Source organism: Lysinibacillus sp. 38-6 (assembly GCF_046245175.1).
Classification (GTDB): Bacteria; Bacillota; Bacilli; order Bacillales_A; family Planococcaceae; genus Lysinibacillus.
In genome coordinates this window covers 399,983-423,039 of record NZ_CP176417.1, presented here as the reverse complement: position 1 = coordinate 423,039, position 23,057 = coordinate 399,983, and the positions used below count along the sequence as shown (strand labels likewise).

Sequence of the window (23,057 nt, the reverse complement as noted above, 5' to 3'; positions counted from 1 at the left end):
GTTTTGTTATTTTATATATAAATAAGCAAACAAAATAAAATTACGTTTGTTTTTCAGGAGGTTTCACAATGGATGTAAATCAATTATTTTGGCAAGCTTCAATCGAAGACATTAAACAAGGCTATACAGATGAAGCTACACACTTTACTTGCCTACTCTGTGGGGAGAAGGTGGAGAAAGGGATTATTTATCCTCATGAAAATGTATTATACGAAGCTGAAAAATTTATGCAACATCATATTGCCGTTACACACCAATCCGTTTTCCATTATTTAAATGGATTAAATAAAAAGCTGACAGGTTTAACCGAACATCAAAGTCATATTTTACGCCTTTTTTATGAAGGTAAATCCGATCAGGAAATTAAAGAAGAGCTTGCAATTGGTAGCGCGACAACGATTCGTCACCATCGTTTTGCTTTAAAGGAAAAAGAACGTCAGGCTAAAACATTCCTTGCCATGATGGAACTACTAAAAGAACACGATCAAAAGGAAGAGCCTTTTGTAGCCATTCACAAAACGGCTACAATGGTCGACGATCGATATAATATTACGGTCACGGAAGAACAACAGCTACTTGCTAAATACTTCCCTCACGGTATTGGTCAAGCGCTCGTCCGCTTCCCAAAACGAGAAAAACATAAAATAGTCGTACTACGTGCTATTACCAAGCTTCTCGATGAGTCAAAACAATATACAGAAAAAGAACTCAATGCAATCATCCAACCGATCTATGAGGATTATGTTCAAATTCGACGCTATTTAATTCAATATGGTTTTATGGATCGTCAAGACGATGGCAGTGCCTATTGGGTAAAAAAATAAGAAAGTAGGGTTCATAATGGATCATAAAAAAGAATTAAAAGAACTTTATAAAGAAATGAAAATCGAAGCTGGTGTATTTACCATGACAAACAAACAAAATGGTAAAGTGTTTGTTGGCAGCTTCAATAATTTAAAACGCCTAAACGGCTTTCAGTTTATGCTAAAAACCAATACGTATACGAATAAAGCTTTACAAGCAGACTACAATACATTTGGCAAGGACGCTTTCCATCTCGAAGTAGTAGAACATTTGAAGGAAAAAGAAGAGGGCTATTTTGATGCCAAAAAAGAACTCGAAAAGCTTGAAGAAAAATGGCTCGAAAAACTTCAGCCATTTGGAGAAAAGGGCTACAATGCTTAAAATTGTATGAGAATTGTGTGAGAATTGTGTGAGTGACTGGCACTCGTAATATTCAGAATTGTTTGGGTGCCTGGCACTTACAAAATTCAGAATTGTTCGAGTGCCTGGCACTTTGCTTTTTTTGTTAACTTGTCGAATACGAGCTCATAGGAATGTTGAATTAATGTTTCAAGTAAATCATTAGGGATATTCGCATCTAAATAAATGGAATTCCAATGTGTTTTGTTCATATAATACCCTGGAATAATGCCTTCGTAGGTTTCTCTTAACTCTTCTGCACGACTCGGTTCACATTTTAATGTAATAATAGGCTTTCTCGTCGCATCTCCACCCATCATCGCAAACATTTTGCCACCGATATGATAGCGGTCTGCTTGCCATTCTTCTTTGTAATCATGCGTTGCTCCTTGCTGCTTTAAACAATACGCATGGAGTATATCTTTTTGCATTCAGTTACCCCCTTCATCTCGCACTAATAAAAAAAACACACGTTCGATTATCATTATAATCAATAACGTGTGCTTTTCAAATATATTTTTCCAAAACAAACTATATTTACCGGTCTTTATTTAGTACCTCGATCAAATACGCCAATTACTTCAGTCGTTTGCAAAATATTAACAAACGCTTTCGCATCCACTTCTTTTATTAAACTTTTCACTTCTGCCAGCTGATAGCGGGTAATAACAGTAATAAGCACTTTCCTACCCTCACCTGAATACCCACCTTTTGCATCCATCATCGTAATGCCCCGTTGCAACCTTGATAACAGTTGTTGTTTTACATCCTCCCCATTGCTCGTAATAATCATCAGCGTTAGCTTAATATTACTTGTGTGGATTGTATCGACAACTTTACCTGTGGCGTAAATCGAAACAAGTGTCAGTAAAGCCGCATCCCAACTAAAAACAAAACCTGAGATGGCTACTACGACCCCATTCATAGCTGAAATAAGCGCACCTAGCGGAAAATCTCTTTTGCGACTTAGAAGCATGGCAATAATATCAAAACCACCTGAGGAACCAGATGCACGAAAAATGATCCCTACACTTAAGCCGACAATCACCCCGCCAAACAATGATGCCAATATTGGCTCCTCCGTTGCCTTATAAATCGGAATAATGAGTAATGATATAGACATTACCGCAACTGATAATATTGTATACGCAATAAAACGTTTCCCTAGCTTCATCACACCTAAAATGAGCAACGGCAAATTTAATAAAAGGTTTAACACACCTGTATTCAGAGGCGTAACGATACCAAGCATAATGGCAATCCCACTTAAACCACCACTTAAAATCTCATGCGGGATTAATAAAAAATTATAGGCAAAAGCCATTAAAATCGATGCAAGCGTAATCATAACAATATTGCGCATAAGCTCCCCTACCATTCTACAACGACCAATTTTGATAATCTTTTCTATAGAATACCCAACTTATACGCCTAAAAAACCTTGGGCTTCGTGGATTAATGTCTTTCAATCAATGCTATTTTTTCTGTTCTTCCTTTAGTGGCTTATCATTTTTCGGTTGTTCCATTTCCGCTACTTTCATAATGCGATCAAGCATGGTTGGATGCGTATAGCGGAACCATTTGACTAGAAGCGGTGGATTGACTTCACTCAGCCCTGAAATCGTCAGCTTTTGAAATGCCGAGACTGCTGCTGTTCGATCGCCCATCATTGCTATTGCATAGTTATCCGCTCTTGTTTCCTGATATCTTGATACATAATTAGATAAAGGACTCGATGCAAATAATAAAAAAGATGTTATGAGTAAAAATAGTGGCAAGGAGTGAATATCATTTATTTTCGCGATTTTCAATGCTTTTCCGTATTTAGCAATGGTCCACCTCATAATCTTCGCTGTTATCCAAAGCCCTATTAAGGTCAACAATAAATAACCCGCAATGCCAAAATAAATATGTTTCTCCACGTAATGGCCCATCTCATGTGCCATAATAAATAAAATTTCATTATCCGTTAAACGATTTAACGTCGTATCCCAGAGCACAATTCTTGAATTACTACCGATTCCCGTCACATAAGCATTTAAAGCATTCGTCTTTTGCGCCATATTGACTTCATAGACGTGCTCCGCCGGAATTTGGGCTTGGTCAGCTATTGCTAAAATTTTTGTTTCCAACTCTTTGTTTTTTAACGGATAAAAATCATTGTATAACGGATCAATAACAACTGGTTGAATAAACATTACAAATATTGTAAAGGGAATCGTAAGCAGCCATGCATATAGCCACCATCTTTTCGCACTCTTTTGAATGAGCCAATAAATAACGGATACAACAATAAAGGTCATTGCAAAGTTAACCCAAAAATCAATGACACCATCACGCATCCAAGAGGAAAAAGCCTGTGTGCTAATACCATAGCTTTTACTTAAATAGTAGCGATAATAGTCAATTGGAAATAACACGACATACAGCAAAAACGATAACAAAAATAAATAGCCAGCGTTTTGAAGCAACTTCCATTTCGATTGAGAAGCCGCAACTTTTTCAAAGTATCGAGACACACCCATTAATAAAATTGCCATATAAACAAGCCATTCAAAAGGTGTGACTACAAAAAATAAGAAGTTTCTGATTTTTGAATATTCAATACTCAAGTTTAACTCTTTTTCAGACATAAACATCACTGGGTCCGCAGCTGTTCCTTGAAACGCACGCGGTAATGTGCCACCACCACTATGGAATATATACCAATACATGCAAAGAACGTAAGCACCAAATAATAGTAGCGCAACAATTCCCATTTTTTTCGCTATGTTAGTTCCCCCTTACTTCACACAAAGTTTGTCCTATAGTAAGTGTAAGCTAAATTGAAAAAGTTAGAACAAATTTTATAGATTTTCACCTTTATTGTCCTTCGTCATTCAAAAAAGATGCATGCACCTAGTTATACCTGCGACAAAACGAAATCGCTTCGGGTCATCTTATCCTCTTTTTGTGGGATTCTTTCCTTGCTCCGCGGAATTCTGTTGTTGCTTCGCGGAATCCTCGCTCTGCTCCGCGGAATTCTCTCCTTGCTTCGCGGAATTCTTACTCTGCTTCGCGGAATCCTCTCCTTGCTCCGCGGAATTCTTTCCTTGCTTCGCGGAATTCTCTCGCTGCTTCGCGGAATCCTCGCTCTGCTTCGCGGAATTCTTACTCTGTTCCGCGGGATTCTTACTCTGCTCCGCGGAATTCTCTCGCTGCTCCGCGGAATTCTCACACTGCTCCGCGGGATTCTTACTCTGCTTCGCGGAATTCTCGCACTGCTCCGCGGAATTCTTACTCTGCTCCGCGGAATTCTCACTCTGCTCCGCGGGATTCTTACTCTGCTCCGCGGAATTCTTGCTCTGCTCCACGGGATTCTCTCTGCTCCGCGGAATTCTCGCAATGCTTCGCGGAATTATCACTCTGTTCCGCGGAATTCTCGCTCTGTTCCGCGGGATTCTTGCTCTGCTCCGCGGAATTCTCTCGCTGCTCCGCGGAATTCTTACTCTACTTCGCAGGATTCTCACCGTGCTCCGCGGGATTCTCGCCTTGCTTCACGGAATCCTCGCTCTGCTTCGCGGAATTCTTACTCTGCTTCGCGGAATTCTCGCCTTACTCCGCGGAATTCTCGCACTGCTCCGCGGGATTCTTGCTCTGCTCCGCGGGATTCTTGCTCTGTTCCGCGGAATTCTCGCACCCCGCTCTGCTTCGCGGGATTCTCGCTCTGCTCCGCGGGATTTTCTCCTTGCACACTGCCTCGGGTAATTCCCCTTCACTCCGCGGATAAACCCAAAAAGGGCTCCCGATGACAGCCCATGATCGATTGCTATAGTGATTTGTTTGCTTACTTGTTCCTTTGCTCCGTATGTTTTTTGTACGTTTTAACCACTTCAAGGATATACAATTGTTCTTCCTCGGATAATTCTTTTGCAATACTGTAAATGTCCGCTAGTACTTTAGCACTTTGTACAACCTCATCTGTATCGCTCATTTCGCCTTCACCTGTTAAAAGCCAATTTTTATTAATTTTTAAACATTGGCTAATCGCATTAATGACAATCATCTGTGGTTCAGTTTTATTTTTTTCGAGATTAAAAATGACACCTCTCGATACGCCGATTGTTTCTGCAAGTGCATCTTGCGTATACCCTTTGTTTTTACGAGCATACGTTAATCTTTCGCCTAAAGAGTCCATGCAAATATCACCTCTGTATTGTATTATAACCGAAATAAAAATCATTATCAAAGCATTTTTGCATTGACAATGCATTTAACAACTCTGTAATTCATTGACAATGAAAAATACGCATGTTAAAATGCACTCATAAAGCACGTTACAAGGAGATGATTGTCTTGTCAAAGCAAAGAGAAGCATTTTCATCTAATAAAACTTTGAACGAAATATTGGATACAGTCAATGAACTGCCATTGGAATATCAAAAAAAGGTGCTCGCCATTTTACGGGGGATGGTTTTCACAAAAAATTGCTTGATGAAAAAAGGGCTGATACAGCAATCCGAAGAACGATAAAACTTACAATGTCACCACATGACCAATAGAATGAAAAATTCGACAATCTGACATAATTCGATAGCATGCTTTAATAACATAGATTGAAGACATGTTGATTGTGAAAGGAGGGATGACCAACTTGCTGACCGAGTTACTCACTCTAGATACGATTCAAACTACAAACGAAGTAGCCAGCTGGCAGGACGCGATTCGTGTTGCTTCATTGCCTCTATTACAGCAAAACAAAATCGAAAAACGCTATATTCAAGCTATGATAGAATCCATCGAATTACATGGTCCATATGTAGTGCTGACCCCTAAAGTAGCCATTCCACATGCGCGACCAACTGATGGCGTAAATGAATTATCGATGAGCTTGTTGCAGTTGCAAAAACCTGTCTTTTTTGGACCAGACAAACCCGTGTACTTAGTAATTGTGTTAGCAGCTTCTGACAATACATCGCATTTACAAGCATTAGTAGAACTCACACAAGTTTTACAGGAACCCAGTCATATCGACAACATAATCGGATGCAAAGGTCCAGCGTGTATTATTGAAAAACTAACCCAATATGCTGCAAAGGAGCGATGATGATGAAAATTTTAGTTGTTTGTGGAAATAGTTTAGGTAGTAGTTTTATTATGGAGCTAAATGTCAAAAAGGCATTGCTTGAACTTGGAAAAGATGCCGAGGTAGCCCATACAGATTTAGCATCTGCTAGGGCAGAGCAAGCAGATATTTATATCGGTGCAGGCGATATTATCGATCAACTCGATAATGGGAATCGAACAATTGTCCGTATTGTCAATATGATGAGTATTTCAGAAATTCAATCGAAGCTTGAACCACTTCTCCATTAGCTTTTAAAATTGAATAGGATTGAGGTGTTCGTATGTTAGATGTTATGATGAATGACATTTTAGGTACACCAGCAATATTAGTTGGCCTCTTTGCTCTTATCGGCTTACTAATACAAAAAAAATCCACTTCTACAGTCCTTTCAGGGACTTTAAAAACCATTATGGGCTTTGTAATTTTGGGCGCTGGTGCAACCGTTTTAATTGGATCTTTAGATCATTTTGGTAAAATGTTCGATCATGCCTTTCAGGTTCAAGGGGTTATCCCCAATAATGAAGCCATTGTAGCAGCTGCGCAAACGACTTTTGGCACATCCACAGCCATGATTATGGTATTTGGTATGATAATGAATATATTGCTAGCGCGATTTACGCCTTTTAAATATATTTTTTTAACTGGCCATCATACATTATTTATGGCGTGTTTAATCGCAACCTCCTTATCGATTGGCGGTATGAGTGGTATCCCTCTTATTATTGTCGGTTCTATTTTATTAGGTATTTGTATGGTTGGCTTCCCTGCCATTTTACAGCCTACAGTGCGACAAATTACAGGTACGAATGATTTTGCAGTCGGTCATTTTGGCAGCATCGGCTATTACGTATCTGCAAAAATAGGTCAGCTTTTTGGCAATAAAACGAAATCGACAGAAGCCATTCCTGTACCAAAATCATTAGGATTTTTACGAGATACATCCGTTGCTATTTCCTTAACAATGTGCATATTTTTCATTATTGTTGCCCTATTTGCAGGCAGTTCTTATATTGAAGGACAATTATCCGATGGCTCAAATTTCATCGTTTTCGCCATTATGCAAGCGATTACCTTTGCTGCAGGCGTTTATATCATTTTAGCGGGTGTACGGATGTTAATAGCCGAAATTGTTCCTGCCTTTAAGGGAATTGCGGATAAGCTCGTACCCAATGCGAAGCCTGCATTAGATTGCCCAACCATTTTCCCATTTGCACCGAATGCTGTGATCATTGGCTTCCTCTTTAGTTTCCTAGCTGGTATTTTGTCTATGTTCGTACTGCCGCTAATCGGGCTAAAAGTCATTATCCCTGGCCTTGTGCCTCACTTCTTCACGGGCGCAGCCGCAGGTGTTTTCGGAAATGCAACAGGTGGTCGCATCGGCTCAATGGCAGGAGCCTTCGCCAATGGCTTAATCATCAGCTTTATTCCAGCGATCCTGCTTATCTTTATGGGCGATATCGGCTATGAAGGCACTACCTTTGGTGATTCGGATTTTGGAATCGTCGGCATCATCATTATCAATATTTTAAAATTATTTGGTGCGGTGTAATGAAGTCACACTAAATGCATAAAACTCGTTCTGTACTAACTCAGAACGAGTTTTTTAATTTTCAGAATTGTTTGCGTGCCTGGCACTAAATAGGTTTTGCAAAAATTTGTTTTTCTTTTGGGTCCCACAATACGATGCCCACATCTTGTTTTTGATCAATCACTCGAATCGTTACAGGAACATAGTCAAATAAAATACCATTTAATTTTGTCCCAATAAACTGTAGGAGCCCTATCAATTCCGTATCATTGATTAAAGGTGCCTGTACCTCTATTTTTATATCTGCTAATTTTCCATTTTCATAGCGCAGCTTGCCAAGTATTTTAGGATTTAAATGATTAAAATTCTTTTGAATATCTTCTTTAAACGTTAATAATTTACCATATGTATCTTGATCCAAACTATATAATGCATCTGAAGGGAATGTATAATCTTTCTTATCGATATCAACCCATTTATCTATACGAACCTTCCCCTCTTCAATATACGTTTCCGCTAAAAACACACCCGGAATAATATCATTTTTATTGGATTCTTGATACAAAGTTAAATAAATTGGCACATTCGGGATCGTCGTGTTATTTCTTAATTGATTGACGATATCTTCCGCTATATCTTTGCCGTATTTTTCTACATCATTGACATCATCGTCATTACTGTCTACTTTCACTTGGTCTGTATAAATCAGGCCATCATCATCCGACACGCGAATATCATAATATTCATTTAATGAAATAGCTAATGCCATTCCTTCTATGTTGCCACTTTTTTTATTAATGTAATTTTGCTCTAACACATGTGATAAAATAAGTGGATTCTCTTTTTCATCATCTAAAACATTGCCGGTACTCGTCTCAATTGCTGGATTTAAACCTAAACCTTCTTCCGTTTTCCTCTCTAACCATTGATTAATCAACTTTTTATCGACATATTGGCCTTCCTCCATATAAAAACTAGTAGGAGGAAAATGCTCCACTGACAAACTCATTAAGCCCTTCTCAATTTCATTAATATTTAACGTATTATTCATATTACTAACAATTAACCCTCTGGATATATTCGTTTTTGCAGGTTGCTGTATCTCGTATATTTCCTTCTTTTGAAAGGAAGATATGTACATTTTTTCATCTTTCTCAACGTCATCATCACCACTACAACCAGCTAATAATAATAAAGGTGATAATAAAAATAGTGCATTTTTCCGTATAACCATCTCGAGTATGCTCCTTACTCATTAAAATAACCACATACCTTATATTACCATAAAATCTCTTTACAAATATCTGAAGTTTAAACTCCTTTTTTCAAAATGAATATCCCCTGATCTTTTACTTCATAATCAATAGCAATTAACTTATCTCCATACAGGAAGTTTTCTATAAATCTCCTCTATTTTAATACTATGAAATTGAAAGTAGCTATCATAGCCCATTGTGACTGTGCAGAACAAATAGCGTGCTATAAGGCTGTATTTATTATTGTCCCAAAACAATTTAATAGGTAAAATATTTACTAAATACTAAATATATGAAATACTACTAAAGCTACGTAGAAATGCGGATTGACAACGATAGGGGAGTGTTTATATGAAAAAATTTCTACTATGTTTAAGTTTCATATTCTGTTTGATTGCAATAGTCGGCTGTAACGAGCAGAGCAAGGCAGTAAATGGTCAGTTTAGTTTAATTAACTTTGGCGCTGATTGGAATGAAGAAACTTATTATTTGGTTATACCGATTAATTGGTCAGGGAAAGCACCAGTAACAATAGAATCTATTCAATTGATAAAAAAAGATAAACAGCCTATTACATACGAGGAAGATAGTATAAAATATACATTCTTTGGCGCAGATCGATATAAGAAATCGGGGATATATAGTGAGTCCGATGTTGGAGATTTAAAAAATTTAAATGATGTAGAAATAGATGGCGATGGTAAAATCACACTTAAATTAGTATTGGGAGAAAAGGTAAAAGAAGACAGTGAACGCAGATTAAAAATTAGTTTTAAGGTCAATGGAAAAGAAAGTGAACAAATAGTTGAATGGAACACACTTGAACAAGTAACTACGCTGTCATAAAACAACTCCAATATACCCTACACAAATTAGCAATTCTCTTGAGGTATTTGCTTAATAGTCTAACTATACAAATAAACGTTAAAATGAATGCTTGACACAAAAAGCCACGAATGTTGTACATCAATCTTTCGCGGCTTCCATTATGAACACTAATTAACTACAGCACTAACGGCTTTTATTTCTTTACTTTGTTCTAACACTACCCTTTTATTCAAAAGGATTCTAGTGCTGTTAGTTTTCTTTAGAAAAAATAATTTGCTATTATCACACTACTTCCGAACACCATAAAAAACATAGCTGTAATCGTGATAATAATGTTGATATAATTTTATTTCTTGTCTAATCATGTTGATTACACTAAATGCGTCCGCATCGGTATCGTATTTTTTCTCCATTTGTTGTAAGGATAGTTCAAGTGGATTGTAATATTCTTCTACCCAATCCTTCTTTGGTAAAACGAAAGAAAAAACATAGCCATAATCTAAAGCTGTAATTTGGTTGATTTTATTAGGGATAGTATCCATTTCTAGATATCCCTCGTTCCAAAATTCTTTACTATCATCAGAAGGATTGTCATGTAACCATGATATTTCACTACATACAAGATACCCCCCTGGCTTTAAGAGAGGTTTCCAACTTGCAAGTCCTTTTTGAAAGCCCATAATATAAATAGAACCTTCCGCCCAAATAAGGTCAAATGTTTCTGGCTTAAAGTCCATGTCAAACATAGAAACATTTTGCACACTGACTCTCTCTTCTAACCTTCTTTGTAGTAGCTTTTCCTTAAGTGTTGTTAAGCTTGTTTCATTTGTATCAATTGCCGTAATGTGGGCATTTGGAAATTCTGCTGCTAATAATAGTGTTTGCGAGCCTGGCCCACATCCAATATCCAAAATTTTCAGCTCATCATTTCGATCTAAGTCCAGTAGGGAAAATGCCTTTTTTGTTGATTGTTCACTCCCTGGACCTTGTCTTGTTAGTCCATCAAACGCTTCATAAAAATAGTTTTCCATTCGTCAACATCTCCTTACTTTATATTATAAAGAAAATGTATTTACTAAAGCTAACTATAAGTTAAGCAAACAAAAACCTCCAAAATAAAACCAGGCACTTTTATAAATCATTAAGTACCTGGTTGGTTGTTTATGCATTTATACAACTATTCGTACTACACCCCTTATGCTTCCGCCGGAATAAATGATGCCACAATGGCTGCTAACGCTTGAATCGTATCGTAGCTATCTGCCGGAAATTCGGATTGGGCAAATTCCACTTGCAGTTCTTCACAAATTGTTTGACAGTCTATGCCGATTTCAAAGTAGGACTCGATATCTGCAGATAGGGATAGCAGTTCACATGTCACAAACCCTTGTGCACCTTCTTGATATAATTTATTAATCATATCTTTAACATTCGGGCCTAGCCAATCGCCTTTTCCATTTCCACTTCGATATGTAAGATGCCAGTTATCGATTTGAGCTGCCTTAGAAATCGCTTCAGATAATTCGGAGAACTGACGGACATAGTTTTCATTGCGCTCAGGATCAATTGGCTGACTATGAACTGTGAATAAAACATGCGTCTGCGCTCGTTTTTCAGCAGGAATCCATTCAACAGCACGCTGTACACGATCTTTATAAACAGCAAGTAATTCTTCATGTAAATGCCAATTTTTCGCCTGAATAACGGTTACATCATGAGAAGCTAATAACGTACTTACCTCCTCATGAAACGCACTAGCAGCAGTAGACATAATTGGATTTACAGGGAGCGTAATAAAAGTGGTAATGCCGTCTTTAAGCATCGTATCAATCACATCTGGAATAGATGGTTCAGTATTTTTGTAGGCGTTATATACTTTGATAGGCTGTGTTACGCGTTGCTGTAAAGCGTGTTCCAGACCTTTCGCAATACGGCTCGTATTGGCTGCTAATGGATCGACACCACCTAATTTTCTAAATTGCGCTGTCACACTTTCAATGACAGGCGGAGGTGGTGTTTTACCCTTCATAATTTTTGTAAAATAAGGTGTCACATCATCTAGAGATTTCGGTGCGCCATAAGCGTAATAAATAATACCAATCATTTTATTTGCTCCTTTTCTTCATTGTAAATTTTTATATGGGTTGCAGTTGCTCATATTTCTATCAGAGCACCGTTTTACTGGTGTAAAGATTGGATGTCCATCTTGCATATAAATTTCCGCATCAATTTCAAAAATGGATTGAAACATTTCTTTGCATACTACACGCCGCGGAGAACCGTCAAAATGTATTTTCCCATTCTTTAATACAATTAGACGTCCGCTATTTTGGGCAGCTTGATTAATATCATGTAACACCATTATCACTGTCATCTTATATTTATCATTTAACTCTTTCACTAGCTCCATCACTTCTAATTGATGAGCAATATCTAGATAGGTTGTTGGTTCATCTAGTAGCAACACTTTCGGATGCTGCGCTACTGTCATGGCAATCCAAGCACGTTGACGTTCACCTCCCGACATTGATGGTAAAACCCGATTTTGGTAATGTTGCAATCCAGTTACATCAATTGCCCAATCAACAATTTCTTTATCCGCTTTTGACAGAACAGTCTTCCCGCCACTATGTGGATGACGCCCTAACTCCACTAACTCGCGTACAGTTAAATCTATTTGATGATTGTTCATTTGTGGGAGCATCGTGAGTGTTTTCGCCACTTCTTTCGTCTTCATTGCATGAATGTTTTGCTCATTTAAATATACTTTACCACTATTTGGTTTTAACAGACGTGATATCACACGTAATAATGTTGATTTCCCCGAGCCATTCGGTCCTATTAAACTAACAACTTCTCCTTCATTAATTTTCAAGTTAATATCCTCTAACTGAAAATTGGTGAACTCATGTTGGTATTGTATATGCTCAGCTCGCAGCAATGGAATTCCCCTTTCTATGAATTAAATATAGAAAATATGGTCCACCGATGAATGCTAGTAATATGCCAACCGGAAACTCAATTGGATCAAATATGGTTCTCGCAATTGTATCTGCGAAAACAACAAGTAAACCACCTGCAAAAGCTGAAGCAGGTAATAAATACTTATGGTCTCCGCCGATAATAAGTCGTAAAATATGTGGTACAACTAAGCCTACAAAACCAACTAAACCAGCAACACTTACGGCAATCCCCGCCAAAAACGTACTCAATGCAATTAAAAAGAATCGACTTCGCTCAACATTGTGTCCTAAAAGGCTTGCCATTTCATCTCCTAAGCGCATAATCCGAATTTGTTTGATGGCGAAGAAGGATAAAATGAATACGACAATGACATAGTAAATAATCATCTTAAATTGCACCCAGCCAACACCTGTTAAACCACCTGACAACCATGGCAATACAGATTGCACACGATCGCTATACAAAATCATTAAGGCATTTGTTCCTGCACCACAAAGTGCATTAATGGCTACCCCAACTAAAATAATGCGCATTGGAGATGTATTACCTTTTTTCACCGACAAAGAATAAACAATCATTGCAGCGACAAAGGCACCTAAAAATGCTGCAATAGGTAAATAGATAATATAGCCAGGAAACACTACCATAACTGCCACAGCCATTATGCCAGCACCTGACGTTATCCCAATAACCCCTGGATCAGCTAATGGATTTTGCATAACACCTTGTAAAATCGAACCTGCAATAGCCAAACAAACTCCAACAATGATACCCGTTATGATACGGGGCATACGGATTTCCCATACAATTCGCCGTGCCAATGTATCTTCTGAATTAAAAATCCCACTAAACACGTCACTTACTGAAAACGAAACTTGCCCAATCATAAGGCTTCCGATACTTACGATGACCAAGAGTATCGGCAAGACAATTAGTGCCATTCTTCGTTTTTTAGCAAGAGGGTGCGCATATTTTTCCTCTTCTACTATCATCGCTATTTCCTCACTAAAAAAATGATTAAGCTGCTTCTTCAGCTGTCTTTAATACGTCACGCATATAGTCAATCGCTTCGATAACTTGAGTGCCCGGATTGTCAAACAAATCTGCTGGTAAAATAATAATTTGATTATTTTTCACTGCATCTAAATTTTTCCACGCAGCATTTTCTTTCAGTTGTTTTTCAAATCCTTCTTTTACAACTGCTGGATTCGCGTGTGTAATAAGCATTATCACTTTTGGGTTACGCTCCACAATTTTCTCTACACTCAAAGTGGCGTAACTTGGATATTTATCTGTCGCCGGTAAATCAGCCGCGATATTTTTTCCTCCTGCATTCTTTAAAATATCCCCGTATAAGGAATTATCCAATGCGGCTAAATATGTACCTGGTGCTCCATAAACGATTAGCGCATCTAACGTTGATTGTGTAGTGCCTTGTCCAATCTTCTCATCAATTTGCGCAACTAACTCATCTGCTTTTGCTGTGTTATTAAATAACACACCATATTTTTTAATCGTATTTTTAATATCATCAATCGAATTCATTGAAGAGTAAACTATTTTTGTACCTGTTGCTTCTACCGTAGTAGCAAATTGCTGGAAGTTAGGTGGCACAATTAGCACTTCCGCATTCAATGCAGCAATTTGCTCAAATGATGGTTCATGTGGGTTGCCTATTTCTTGTATTGCTTTTACTTCGGGCTTCATTTCAGTAGAAATTGTAGGACGCCCAGTAACGTTCGCACCTAACGCGAGCAAAATATCCAGTATTCCTCGATGTAACGTTGCAACAGAACTTGGCGTTGCGGCAAACTCATGCTTATTGCCAAGATCATCAACTAATGTTACCCCCTCTTGTGTTTCAACTTGTTGTTCCTTTTCTTGATTAGTTGATGCATTCACATCCGCTTGTTTACTATCTGTTCCACATGCCGCTAATAATAATGCTAACGTTATGACTAATAAAATTTGAAACCTTTTCATTTTACGATCCACCTTTCTGCTGTTCTCGAATTGAAATTGATAATCATTCTCATACATTTTCTTATGATTTTATTTTAATTAAGAATGATTGTCAACCAACCTTTTTTCAATATTTTTCATTGCACAACCAATTAATGTATGTTTTAATTGATAATGAGAATCGATATCAATAAAATTGGCGTAAAGGAGTCAAGATATATGATTACAGTAACAAACCGTTTTTTAGTAAAAAAAGGTTTTGCTTATAAAATGGCACCACTATTTACATCTGATAAAAATTTATTAAACTGGGATGGTTTTACTAAAGTTGAAGTGAACATTTGCTCAGAACCAGAAGATCACGATGAGATGAACGTAATGATGTTTTGGGATACAATCGAGCAATTTAAAGCATGGCGCGAATCTGATGACTTTATGAAATTACATCGCCGTGAAAGAATTAGTGACAAAGATAACAGCGAATCGTCCCCAATCATAGAAAACCGCGTTGTTATTTCCGAAATTGCTGCTACTTTAGAAAAATAAGCTTTAGCAAATGTTCCTATGCCAAAAATAAAAAGTATAAAAAACTGCAATTCGAATTTAGCTTGAATTGCAGTTTTTCACTATTGGATGAGGAGACACCCTTATCTGAAAAACTCGAGCAACCACCTCATCCAACCTATAGTCAGCGTTGAAGGGATAGTAATAGCGCCTTATTTTATTTTTATTGAATTAAATTAAGTTTACTAATTGTAATGATCGTTTTAAAATTTTCGCCATTTGAGCACGTGTTAAATTACTTTGCGGGTATAAATAGCCATTCGACCCTGTCATAATGTCTTGAGCTTGCAACTCTGAGATGGCTTGTTTCGCGTAGTCTAATACTTTATTAGCATCCTTAAATGATAAAGTATTTGCTGCAACTGTTGCTTTATAGCCTTTGTATTCCAACATACGCATAATCATTGCCGCAACTTGCTGACGTGTAATATTTGCATTCGGATTAAATGTTGTTGCATTTATCCCTCTCACAATGCCCGCCTCTGCTAGTGCTTGTACTTCTTTTTGATACCACTTACCTTTAACATCCGTAAAGGCAGTTTCTTTATTTGATTGAAGCTTGAGCGCTCGAGCCATCATTACTGCAAATTGTGCACGCGTGATATTTCGATTCGGACTAAATGTTGTAGCTGTTGTACCTGTTGTAATACCAGCAGCATATAAAGCTAATATGTCATCCTTACTAAAGACATTTTCAATATCTGTGAAAGGATTGTGAACAACGTTACTAGCGTTATTTTTATCTTCTTCTACAATTTTTGTTTCTTCCTCTAAAGCAGGCACATTAAACGTAAAGAACAATGTATATGCCCCATAACCTAGGCTACCTGAATCGACAAATATTTTCGTGACGCCATTACGATCTTGAACTAATGGTAGACGAATAACGCGCACTTGATCTAATTTCTCACCTTTAGAACTAATGATCTCAATATTTTGTTTCTTACCTTCTGCATCAATATAGGCAATCGTTTCGAAGCCATACGCCTTACCGATTAGAGTCATTTCGATATAACGTTTACCGTCAATTGTTACTAATTCAGCATTCTTAAAGTATGGTGCTAAATAGTTTGTAATAAAATCAGGTATTTTACCATTTGGATCAGCTTCCATTTTATACGTAATTGGCTGACGACTAATTTTATCATCTGCCATTGTCTTCGTTGCTTTTACGTTAGTAACAATTAACCTCGTCGTTGTTCTTGCCTCAAAAACAAGATTATCTAATTTTTCAATATCAAATGAAAGAGTTGCTGCATTCGCCTTAGGTAATAAAGAGGCTGCATTATTGGACCATTTTGCAATTACTTTACCATCTTGTTTGACACTAAATTCCCGTAAATTTTTCACAGCATTTAGTGAAAGCGTAACTTTATATTTGTTATCTTCAAATACTGTATTTACTTTTTGTAGCAATGATGTTATTTCTTTTGCATTTTGAAGAAACTCAAATGTCACGGCTCCTTCTTGATCAAAGTTCCCTCCAGTTCCTTCAATTTTTGTTTCATCTTTTTTAGGTAACTCTTTATTCTTCGGTGGATTACTATTAATTGGACCACCTGTTATTGGGAATGTTGTACTATCACTGATTTTAGACATTGATGCTTCATTAAATTGTAAAAAGATATTATAGTTATGGTGATAGTTTATATCCTCAATATCTACTTTTACCCATGCATTAAGAAGCTCAGCTAAACTTGGTATTTCGAATTGAACGACTCGTAAATCATTGGCGTCGCTAATCGTCGTTGGTGTTACACCGTTCACTGTAAAACCCGTAATCCATGAACTATTTTTTAACGTTAATTGCACTTGATAGGAAGAACCATCTCTTACGACATACGCCGGTTTCACTACATACTGGTCCATCATTGAAATACCCGAACCTGAGCCCCTAATGAAACTATAATCCACTGTATATAGCCCATTCGTTGATTGCGTTGCACTACCAGCCGTTCCACCACCTGTCATCGGCAATGTTGAAACAGGTGCTCCGTCCTTCTTTGTTGCAATTACATTTGCTGTGATTTTGCTATCAGCTGTTACCGCTTCAAAAACTAGATTATCTAGTGTATTCGATTCAAATGTTAGGGCTGCTGTTTTTTGCATGGCAACAGAACCTAGCGATGCCATTTTGTTAGACCATTTTGCAAGTTCTATTCCGTTTTGTTTCACTATAAACGCTTGTAATTTATTGTGTGTATTTAACGACAGCGTAACTTTATATTTATTGTCTTCAAATACTGATTTAGCTGTTTGCAGGAAAGCCTTTATTTCTTGTGCTTGTTGCGGAAAATCAAATTGAACGACACCTTCTTGTTTAAAGCTTTCTTCAGTTCCATCTGCCATTGCTCCGCTATTAGTTGATTGTTCAGCTTTTTCAGTGTTAGAATTGTTATTGCCAGCGGTATTTGATTGATTAGTGTTCTGCCCAGAACTCGATTCATTGCCGTTGGTATTTCCTTTATCATTTCCTGCTTTTACTTCATCTTTATTTTGTTCAAGTGTTTCAGGTTGCTTTGGTGCTTCTTCACAAACACGCTTAGTCTCTGTTACATTGGAGAACGTTAGATAAACAGTATATTGATGATTGTAATTAATAGCTGGAACGACAGGATGAACCCATGCCTCTATCATTTCATCATGGTTATCAATTGCGAATGTGTATGTTTCATTACCATCCGTGTCTTCCGTTCTTTCTATAGCTTCTTTTAATTCGCCTCCTGACTTCACTTTAAAGCCTGTATACCATTCTACATAGGCTTTTGGCACCGTAATAGCGACCATATATTGACCATCTTTTTGTTGTTGAATTGTAACTTCCTTTTTGATGTAGGTATTCATTATTGAATCTTTTGTTTGTGTTTCATCTCGAACATTAAGACTTGCTGAATAGTCTATTGTACAACTAGCATCGGTATTCTCCTCTGCCACTACTTCCATGCCAAAGCCGGGTAATATGGCTCCTAGCATCAGTACTACCATAGCTACATATTGTAGAAATTTCTTCATTAGTCTGACCTCCTGAATATTAAATAAATTTAAATGACAAGAAATTCAGAATCTACAAATAGCTGTTACTCTCCCCCTTTATATTTAAATCTTTCAGTCATACTATCCCCAACACCAAATGACAATCATTCTCAACTAGTTTTAAAAGAAAAACATCTAGTTAATAACATGGATGTTTTTAAGTAACTCTCTTCAATTGAAAACGATTCTCATTTAATTTTAATTATAGCTCTCCCATTATTCTTGTCAAGAAAGTTAAAAATTCGTTGTGAAACGCTGTTCATTCACTGCCTAGTTATTTATCTTTGCGAATTAAGAAGATTAAAAATGGCCCACCGATAATTGCCATTATTGTGGATGCTGGAATTTCTAGTGGCGCTACTAAAATTCTTCCTAGCGTATCGGCTGTCAAAATTAGCAAGGCTCCTGCTAGAGCTGAAAATGGAATCAACCATTTATGATCCGAACCTACTAATCTTCTTGAAATATGGGGTATTAATAGCCCAACAAAAGCAATAACGCCTGCTGTAGCAGTTGAAATCGCTGCAAGTAATACGGCTGTTGCTGCAATAATTAGTCGTGCACGCGTAATATGGAAGCCTAAACTTTTTGCCGTTTTGTCTTGCAAAGTCAATAAATTGCACCACGAAACTAATAAGAAGGAAATAATTAAGCCAATTGCACCGTAAAAGGTTATTAAGCTTACATTACTCCATGTGCGCATGGACAAATTAGAGCCCCCTACACCACCAACCATAATATTCATATAGCTACATAACGTAACAAATGCTTCTGTCAGACCCGTAAACATTGCATTAATCGCAATACCTACTAAAATAATTTTTAAAGGATTTAACCCCGACTTCCATGACAACGTAAATACTAAAAAACAAGCAAATGCTCCTCCTAAAAATGCCAATAATGGCGTAAAGAAAAACATCGTTGGAAATAATGTAATAACTAATAATTGAACAAACGATGCGCCTGCTGAAATACCAATTACACCGGCATCCGCTAATGGATTACGCATGACCGCCTGCAATAATACGCCTGCAACTGATAATGCCGCACCTGCAAATAAAGCGACAATTATTCTTGGGAAGCGTAAATCTTTAATAACTGTGTAATCCGCATTTTCTTCACCAAAAAAAGCTCTAATAAACTCTAGCATATCCATTTTAATAGAGCCTGTAATCGCCGAATAAATAATAACGGCGACCAGTAAAACACTTACAACTATAAAACTACTAATTTTTTTGTTCATCTATACCCTCAACATTTCCCATTATGGATACATAATGTCAATTAGTTCTTCTAGTGCTTGAGGCACTGCAAGCGTTGCAGTTGTTCCAAATACTGGCTCTTCTAAATCATACACACGGCCATTTTTCACAGCGTCAAAATGCTTCCATATATCATTCGTTGCAAATTCCTCATTAAACATTTCCACTACTTGGTCTGGGATGCCATGTGCCAGACGTAATATAATGTCTGGATTGCTTTGCTGTAAAAATTCCGTATTGGATGGTAAATATTCGGGCTCTTGACCAGTCATGACATTTTGACCCCCAGCCATTCTCACTAAATCCCCAATATAAGAATTTTCTGTAGCAACCAAATAACTTCCTGGAATCCCTAGCAAAATTAACACTTTAGGTGATTCGTTTAATTCCACTTTCATGCGAAGGGCTGCAATCTTTCCTTCTAGCTCCGATACTAGCTTATTTGCCTCTTTTGAACGGTCATATTTTTCACCAATTTCTAAAATTGCCGCTTTCATATTATCAATACTTTGTAAATTGACATATGAAGCATTGATTCCGACTTCCTCAAATGTATTTTTTAAATCAGCTTCTAATGTTGTAACAGAAGATACTTCTGTTGGGTTCAAGGATTTTACAATTTCCATATCCGGGGACATTGGATTACCGATTTGCGGCAAATCCTTATATCGTTCCGGCAAATCATACATCGTTGTAGGAACGGCAATCGCCTCTAAATCCAGTGCAGCTAATATATGTGAGACTGCAACTGTCGTTGGAATAATGCGATTTTGATTTTCTTCTTCAGCGACAATATTGCTTTCATTATTGACATCTTCGGCTTGATTTTTCCTTTCCGTAGTGGCAGCACTACATGCTAAAAGAATAATCGTCATACTAAAAAGCCCAATCATCAGTAGCAGTCCATGAATTGCCTTCAAAATTTTTATTTTCACCATGTCCACTCTCTCCTTTGAAAAAACACCCTACCCTACTTAAATGAGTAGAGTAGGGTGCTTTAGCAATACATCAAATGAATTTTTCTTCCTTTGATCGTTTCCTTACATTAAATAATAGAATTCCACTTAAACCGAACAACAATAGTAAGCTAAATGGAAAAATATCATTTGTTTGAGGATTTGTTACTTTGTTTTGAGCTGACGAAGTATTTATGACACCACTATTATTTGTTGTTGTATCCTTGTTGTTATTATTTTGTACTACAGCACTTGCCACCGCACTACCATCTTCATTTTTTAATGAAGAGGCATCCCATACAAAATCTACTGTATATTCATGATAATAATTTAAGTCATCAATATCGACCTTCATCGTAATAGGCGTAGGTGTTGTATAAGAAGGAAGCGCAAATTCCACGATACGTGTATCCTCTTCCTTATTTTCGCTAACCACTTTATTACCGCCTGTACTAGATTCAAATTTCGTTATCCAACCACTTTTTTTCATCTTCAGCTGTAATACTTGAGAGCCATTTTTCACAATTAGTGTCCCAGGCTTCAAAAAATAATCATTTGCGATGGAAGCAGATGAAGAATTCGGTTTGTTCACCTGATAGTCGATTGTGTATTTCCCATCTGCAAGTGCAGCATATACATCGTTAGTTGGCGTAACTAAAATTGCTAACAAGGATACTAACATTGAAACTAAAAATAACTTTTTGATAGTAAAACCCCCTTGTAATTAGTAATTATTGTCGAAAATTTAGAAATAAAAGGGATAAAAATATCCCTTTTATTCTGCGTGTTCGACATCTATTTAAATGATAATGATAATCATTATCACCTTATTTAAATAATATTATGGATAATTTAAGTTGTCAATATATAAAATACTTCGTTTTTTTTTAAGTATTTCGTCAAACTTCTTATACTCGGAGTGATGATACCAAAAAGTCAAATTTATGTAGGAATAGCGCAATTCCCATTTTGCTTTCCTTCAATCCATAAAATATTGACACCTTACTAACCATTGGTTATTATATAACCAATGGTTAGTAAATGGAGAAAGTAGGTAATACAATGAAAAGTAAACAGGCGGAACGGTCAGAAGAAACAAAAAAGCAAATCGTCGAATCAGCCGGAAGGTTATTTTCTGAACAAGGATACGATGCAGTGACAATACGAGCAATTGCCAAGGATGCTGGATGTTCGCATACAACCATTTATCTTTACTTTAAAGACAAGGAAGCATTATTACATCAGCTATCTATGCCCCCTCTTCAGGCGCTACACCAACAATTTTTGTCTCTTTCGCGCTTACGTACATTATCTTCAGAAGATAAATTGAAGCAAATTAGTCTTACATATATTCACTTTTGCCTAAAGAACCGCAATTTGTATGATATTTTCTTCAATACCAAGTCAACGCGGGTAGATGAAGAAGACCCAAAACTTGAGATTAATCGACTGCGCATAGAACTCTTTGAAATAATGAAGGCAATCATTCGGGAATGTTTGGCTATTTCGAACGAGGAACAACTATTAGCTTTTGCCCGAATTTATTACTACAACCTAAATGGCATTTTAAGTACTTACTCGTATCAACATGAACCGCTTGCCGTTTTAATGGAAAGATTAACACCGACATTTGAACTTGCCATCGAAATTCTACTTTTAGGCTTTACAGAAAAATTAAATGGGGGTATGGATAATGAAAGCTAAACAAATCTCTGAACATATTTGGAGCTTAAAAACGTGGATGATTGTGCCGATTCATGTGTGGGTAGTAATCGAGGAGGATGGTGTCACGTTAGTGGATGCGGGGATGCCGATGATGGCTAAAGGGATTATGAAATTTATTAAACAGTTGGATGCTGGCCCTTTGCGTCGAATTCTCTTAACACATGGACACGCCGATCATGTTGGCGCAATAAAGTCCCTACTCACTCATAATCAAGTACCCGTATACGCGCACGCTATAGAAATACCTTATATGGAAGGTGAAGTACTTTATCCGAAAAGAAAGAAACTTGAAAATAATGTACCTCCACAATTAGCTCAACCGCTCCTAGAGAGTACGCATGGAACGTTACAAACAATGGCAGGGCTTACCCCCTATTTAACACCCGGTCATTCTCCAGGACACGTTGTTTATTATCATGAAAAAGATCAAGTCCTGCTCGCGGGCGACCTTTTCAACGCTAAAAAAGGAAAGCTCCATCCACCAATGTTTACTCCTTTTATGGATGAAGCATTACAAAGCAGTTTAATTGGGAAAGAATTAAACCCCGAGCGATTAGAAGTTTGTCATGGCAACACCGTATTTCGACCGGCAGAGCAACTAGACGAATATATTCAACAAGCAACAAAAAAATTAGAGCGTTAGTTTTAGCATGAGAAGGATACCAGCAA

At 37.2% G+C, this 23,057-nt stretch carries 24 protein-coding genes; 10 read left to right on the top strand and 14 right to left on the bottom strand.

Features of this window, described 5'->3' with window-relative positions:
• Positions 1 to 68 precede the first annotated feature (68 nt).
• Together ACKVEV_RS02245 and ACKVEV_RS02240 are read left to right on the top strand one after the other, a co-directional pair.
• On the top strand, positions 69 to 824 hold the full coding sequence (locus ACKVEV_RS02245; RefSeq protein ID WP_409368772.1) for a DUF2087 domain-containing protein: 756 nt from the start codon (positions 69 to 71) through the stop codon (positions 822 to 824).
• 16 nt (positions 825 to 840) lie between these two features.
• The gene (locus tag ACKVEV_RS02240) at positions 841 to 1,185 is read left to right on the top strand and encodes a GIY-YIG nuclease family protein (protein ID WP_409368771.1); all 345 of its coding nucleotides are present in this window, start codon (positions 841 to 843) and stop codon (positions 1,183 to 1,185) included.
• A gap of 86 nt (positions 1,186 to 1,271) precedes the next feature.
• On the opposite strand, the gene ACKVEV_RS02235 is transcribed toward ACKVEV_RS02240, so the two are convergent.
• The 4 genes from ACKVEV_RS02235 to ACKVEV_RS02220 all read right to left on the bottom strand — a co-directional run bounded on the left by ACKVEV_RS02235 (position 1,272) and on the right by ACKVEV_RS02220 (position 5,380).
• Positions 1,272 to 1,634, bottom strand: a complete 363-nt coding sequence (locus ACKVEV_RS02235) for an MmcQ/YjbR family DNA-binding protein (RefSeq protein ID WP_409368770.1) — start codon at positions 1,632 to 1,634, stop codon at positions 1,272 to 1,274.
• Between the two features lie 116 nt (positions 1,635 to 1,750).
• A complete protein-coding gene (locus tag ACKVEV_RS02230) occupies positions 1,751 to 2,566 on the bottom strand; it encodes a YitT family protein (protein ID WP_409368769.1) in 816 nt (271 codons plus the stop codon).
• A gap of 112 nt (positions 2,567 to 2,678) precedes the next feature.
• Entirely contained in the window at positions 2,679 to 3,974 is a 1,296-nt protein-coding gene (locus ACKVEV_RS02225; RefSeq protein ID WP_409370483.1) for a M48 family metallopeptidase, read from the bottom strand.
• A gap of 1,055 nt (positions 3,975 to 5,029) precedes the next feature.
• A complete protein-coding gene (locus ACKVEV_RS02220; protein ID WP_409368768.1) occupies positions 5,030 to 5,380 on the bottom strand; it encodes a helix-turn-helix domain-containing protein in 351 nt (116 codons plus the stop codon).
• A 158-nt stretch (positions 5,381 to 5,538) separates the two neighbouring features.
• Here ACKVEV_RS02220 and ACKVEV_RS02215 point away from each other — a divergent pair, with 158 nt between their 5' ends.
• From ACKVEV_RS02215 to ACKVEV_RS02200, 4 genes are all read left to right on the top strand, one after another.
• Entirely contained in the window at positions 5,539 to 5,715 is a 177-nt protein-coding gene (locus tag ACKVEV_RS02215) for a hypothetical protein (protein WP_409368767.1), read from the top strand.
• Between the two features lie 112 nt (positions 5,716 to 5,827).
• Positions 5,828 to 6,289: a PTS sugar transporter subunit IIA gene (locus ACKVEV_RS02210; protein ID WP_409368766.1), complete on the top strand. Its 462-nt coding sequence runs from the start codon at positions 5,828 to 5,830 to the stop codon at positions 6,287 to 6,289.
• 2 nt (positions 6,290 to 6,291) lie between these two features.
• Complete coding sequence (locus tag ACKVEV_RS02205; RefSeq protein WP_409370482.1) at positions 6,292 to 6,558, top strand: PTS sugar transporter subunit IIB; 267 nt, start codon at positions 6,292 to 6,294, stop codon at positions 6,556 to 6,558.
• 32 nt (positions 6,559 to 6,590) lie between these two features.
• The gene (locus tag ACKVEV_RS02200) at positions 6,591 to 7,859 is read left to right on the top strand and encodes a PTS ascorbate transporter subunit IIC (RefSeq protein ID WP_409368765.1); all 1,269 of its coding nucleotides are present in this window, start codon (positions 6,591 to 6,593) and stop codon (positions 7,857 to 7,859) included.
• A gap of 85 nt (positions 7,860 to 7,944) precedes the next feature.
• On the opposite strand, the gene ACKVEV_RS02195 is transcribed toward ACKVEV_RS02200, so the two are convergent.
• Entirely contained in the window at positions 7,945 to 9,072 is a 1,128-nt protein-coding gene (locus ACKVEV_RS02195) for a CamS family sex pheromone protein (protein WP_409368764.1), read from the bottom strand.
• A gap of 373 nt (positions 9,073 to 9,445) precedes the next feature.
• On the opposite strand from ACKVEV_RS02195, the gene ACKVEV_RS02190 reads away from it, so the two are divergent.
• A complete protein-coding gene (locus ACKVEV_RS02190; protein WP_409368763.1) occupies positions 9,446 to 9,940 on the top strand; it encodes a hypothetical protein in 495 nt (164 codons plus the stop codon).
• A 269-nt stretch (positions 9,941 to 10,209) separates the two neighbouring features.
• Here ACKVEV_RS02190 and ACKVEV_RS02185 read toward each other — a convergent pair whose 3' ends face one another.
• The 5 genes from ACKVEV_RS02185 to ACKVEV_RS02165 form a co-directional block, all read right to left on the bottom strand.
• Positions 10,210 to 10,953: a class I SAM-dependent methyltransferase gene (locus ACKVEV_RS02185; protein WP_409368761.1), complete on the bottom strand. Its 744-nt coding sequence runs from the start codon at positions 10,951 to 10,953 to the stop codon at positions 10,210 to 10,212.
• Between the two features lie 164 nt (positions 10,954 to 11,117).
• On the bottom strand, positions 11,118 to 12,026 hold the full coding sequence (locus tag ACKVEV_RS02180) for a ferrochelatase (protein ID WP_409368760.1): 909 nt from the start codon (positions 12,024 to 12,026) through the stop codon (positions 11,118 to 11,120).
• A gap of 18 nt (positions 12,027 to 12,044) precedes the next feature.
• Positions 12,045 to 12,863: an ABC transporter ATP-binding protein gene (locus ACKVEV_RS02175; RefSeq protein WP_409368759.1), complete on the bottom strand. Its 819-nt coding sequence runs from the start codon at positions 12,861 to 12,863 to the stop codon at positions 12,045 to 12,047.
• On the bottom strand, positions 12,850 to 13,878 hold the full coding sequence (locus ACKVEV_RS02170) for a FecCD family ABC transporter permease (protein ID WP_409368758.1): 1,029 nt from the start codon (positions 13,876 to 13,878) through the stop codon (positions 12,850 to 12,852). Before ACKVEV_RS02170 ends, ACKVEV_RS02175 begins: the two co-directional genes overlap by 14 nt.
• 25 nt (positions 13,879 to 13,903) lie before the next feature.
• Positions 13,904 to 14,869 carry an ABC transporter substrate-binding protein gene (locus ACKVEV_RS02165; protein WP_409368757.1) on the bottom strand — a complete coding sequence of 322 codons (966 nt, stop codon included), beginning with the start codon at positions 14,867 to 14,869 and terminating at the stop codon, positions 13,904 to 13,906.
• A 198-nt stretch (positions 14,870 to 15,067) separates the two neighbouring features.
• Here ACKVEV_RS02165 and ACKVEV_RS02160 point away from each other — a divergent pair, with 198 nt between their 5' ends.
• On the top strand, positions 15,068 to 15,394 hold the full coding sequence (locus ACKVEV_RS02160; protein ID WP_409368756.1) for an antibiotic biosynthesis monooxygenase: 327 nt from the start codon (positions 15,068 to 15,070) through the stop codon (positions 15,392 to 15,394).
• Positions 15,395 to 15,583: 189 nt separating this feature from the next.
• Here the strand turns inward: ACKVEV_RS02160 and ACKVEV_RS02155 are convergent, their stop codons facing one another.
• From ACKVEV_RS02155 to ACKVEV_RS02140, 4 genes are all read right to left on the bottom strand, one after another.
• On the bottom strand, positions 15,584 to 18,424 hold the full coding sequence (locus ACKVEV_RS02155) for an NEAT domain-containing protein (RefSeq protein ID WP_409368755.1): 2,841 nt from the start codon (positions 18,422 to 18,424) through the stop codon (positions 15,584 to 15,586).
• A 295-nt stretch (positions 18,425 to 18,719) separates the two neighbouring features.
• A complete protein-coding gene (locus tag ACKVEV_RS02150; RefSeq protein WP_409368754.1) occupies positions 18,720 to 19,688 on the bottom strand; it encodes a FecCD family ABC transporter permease in 969 nt (322 codons plus the stop codon).
• Positions 19,689 to 19,709: 21 nt separating this feature from the next.
• On the bottom strand, positions 19,710 to 20,600 hold the full coding sequence (gene isdE / locus ACKVEV_RS02145; RefSeq protein ID WP_409370481.1) for a heme ABC transporter substrate-binding protein IsdE: 891 nt from the start codon (positions 20,598 to 20,600) through the stop codon (positions 19,710 to 19,712).
• A gap of 115 nt (positions 20,601 to 20,715) precedes the next feature.
• On the bottom strand, positions 20,716 to 21,333 hold the full coding sequence (locus ACKVEV_RS02140; protein ID WP_409368753.1) for an NEAT domain-containing protein: 618 nt from the start codon (positions 21,331 to 21,333) through the stop codon (positions 20,716 to 20,718).
• Between the two features lie 392 nt (positions 21,334 to 21,725).
• On the opposite strand from ACKVEV_RS02140, the gene ACKVEV_RS02135 reads away from it, so the two are divergent.
• Both ACKVEV_RS02135 and ACKVEV_RS02130 read left to right on the top strand, forming a co-directional pair.
• On the top strand, positions 21,726 to 22,367 hold the full coding sequence (locus ACKVEV_RS02135) for a TetR/AcrR family transcriptional regulator (RefSeq protein ID WP_409368752.1): 642 nt from the start codon (positions 21,726 to 21,728) through the stop codon (positions 22,365 to 22,367).
• A complete protein-coding gene (locus ACKVEV_RS02130; protein WP_409368751.1) occupies positions 22,357 to 23,031 on the top strand; it encodes an MBL fold metallo-hydrolase in 675 nt (224 codons plus the stop codon). Before ACKVEV_RS02135 ends, ACKVEV_RS02130 begins: the two co-directional genes overlap by 11 nt.
• Positions 23,032 to 23,057 lie beyond the last annotated feature (26 nt).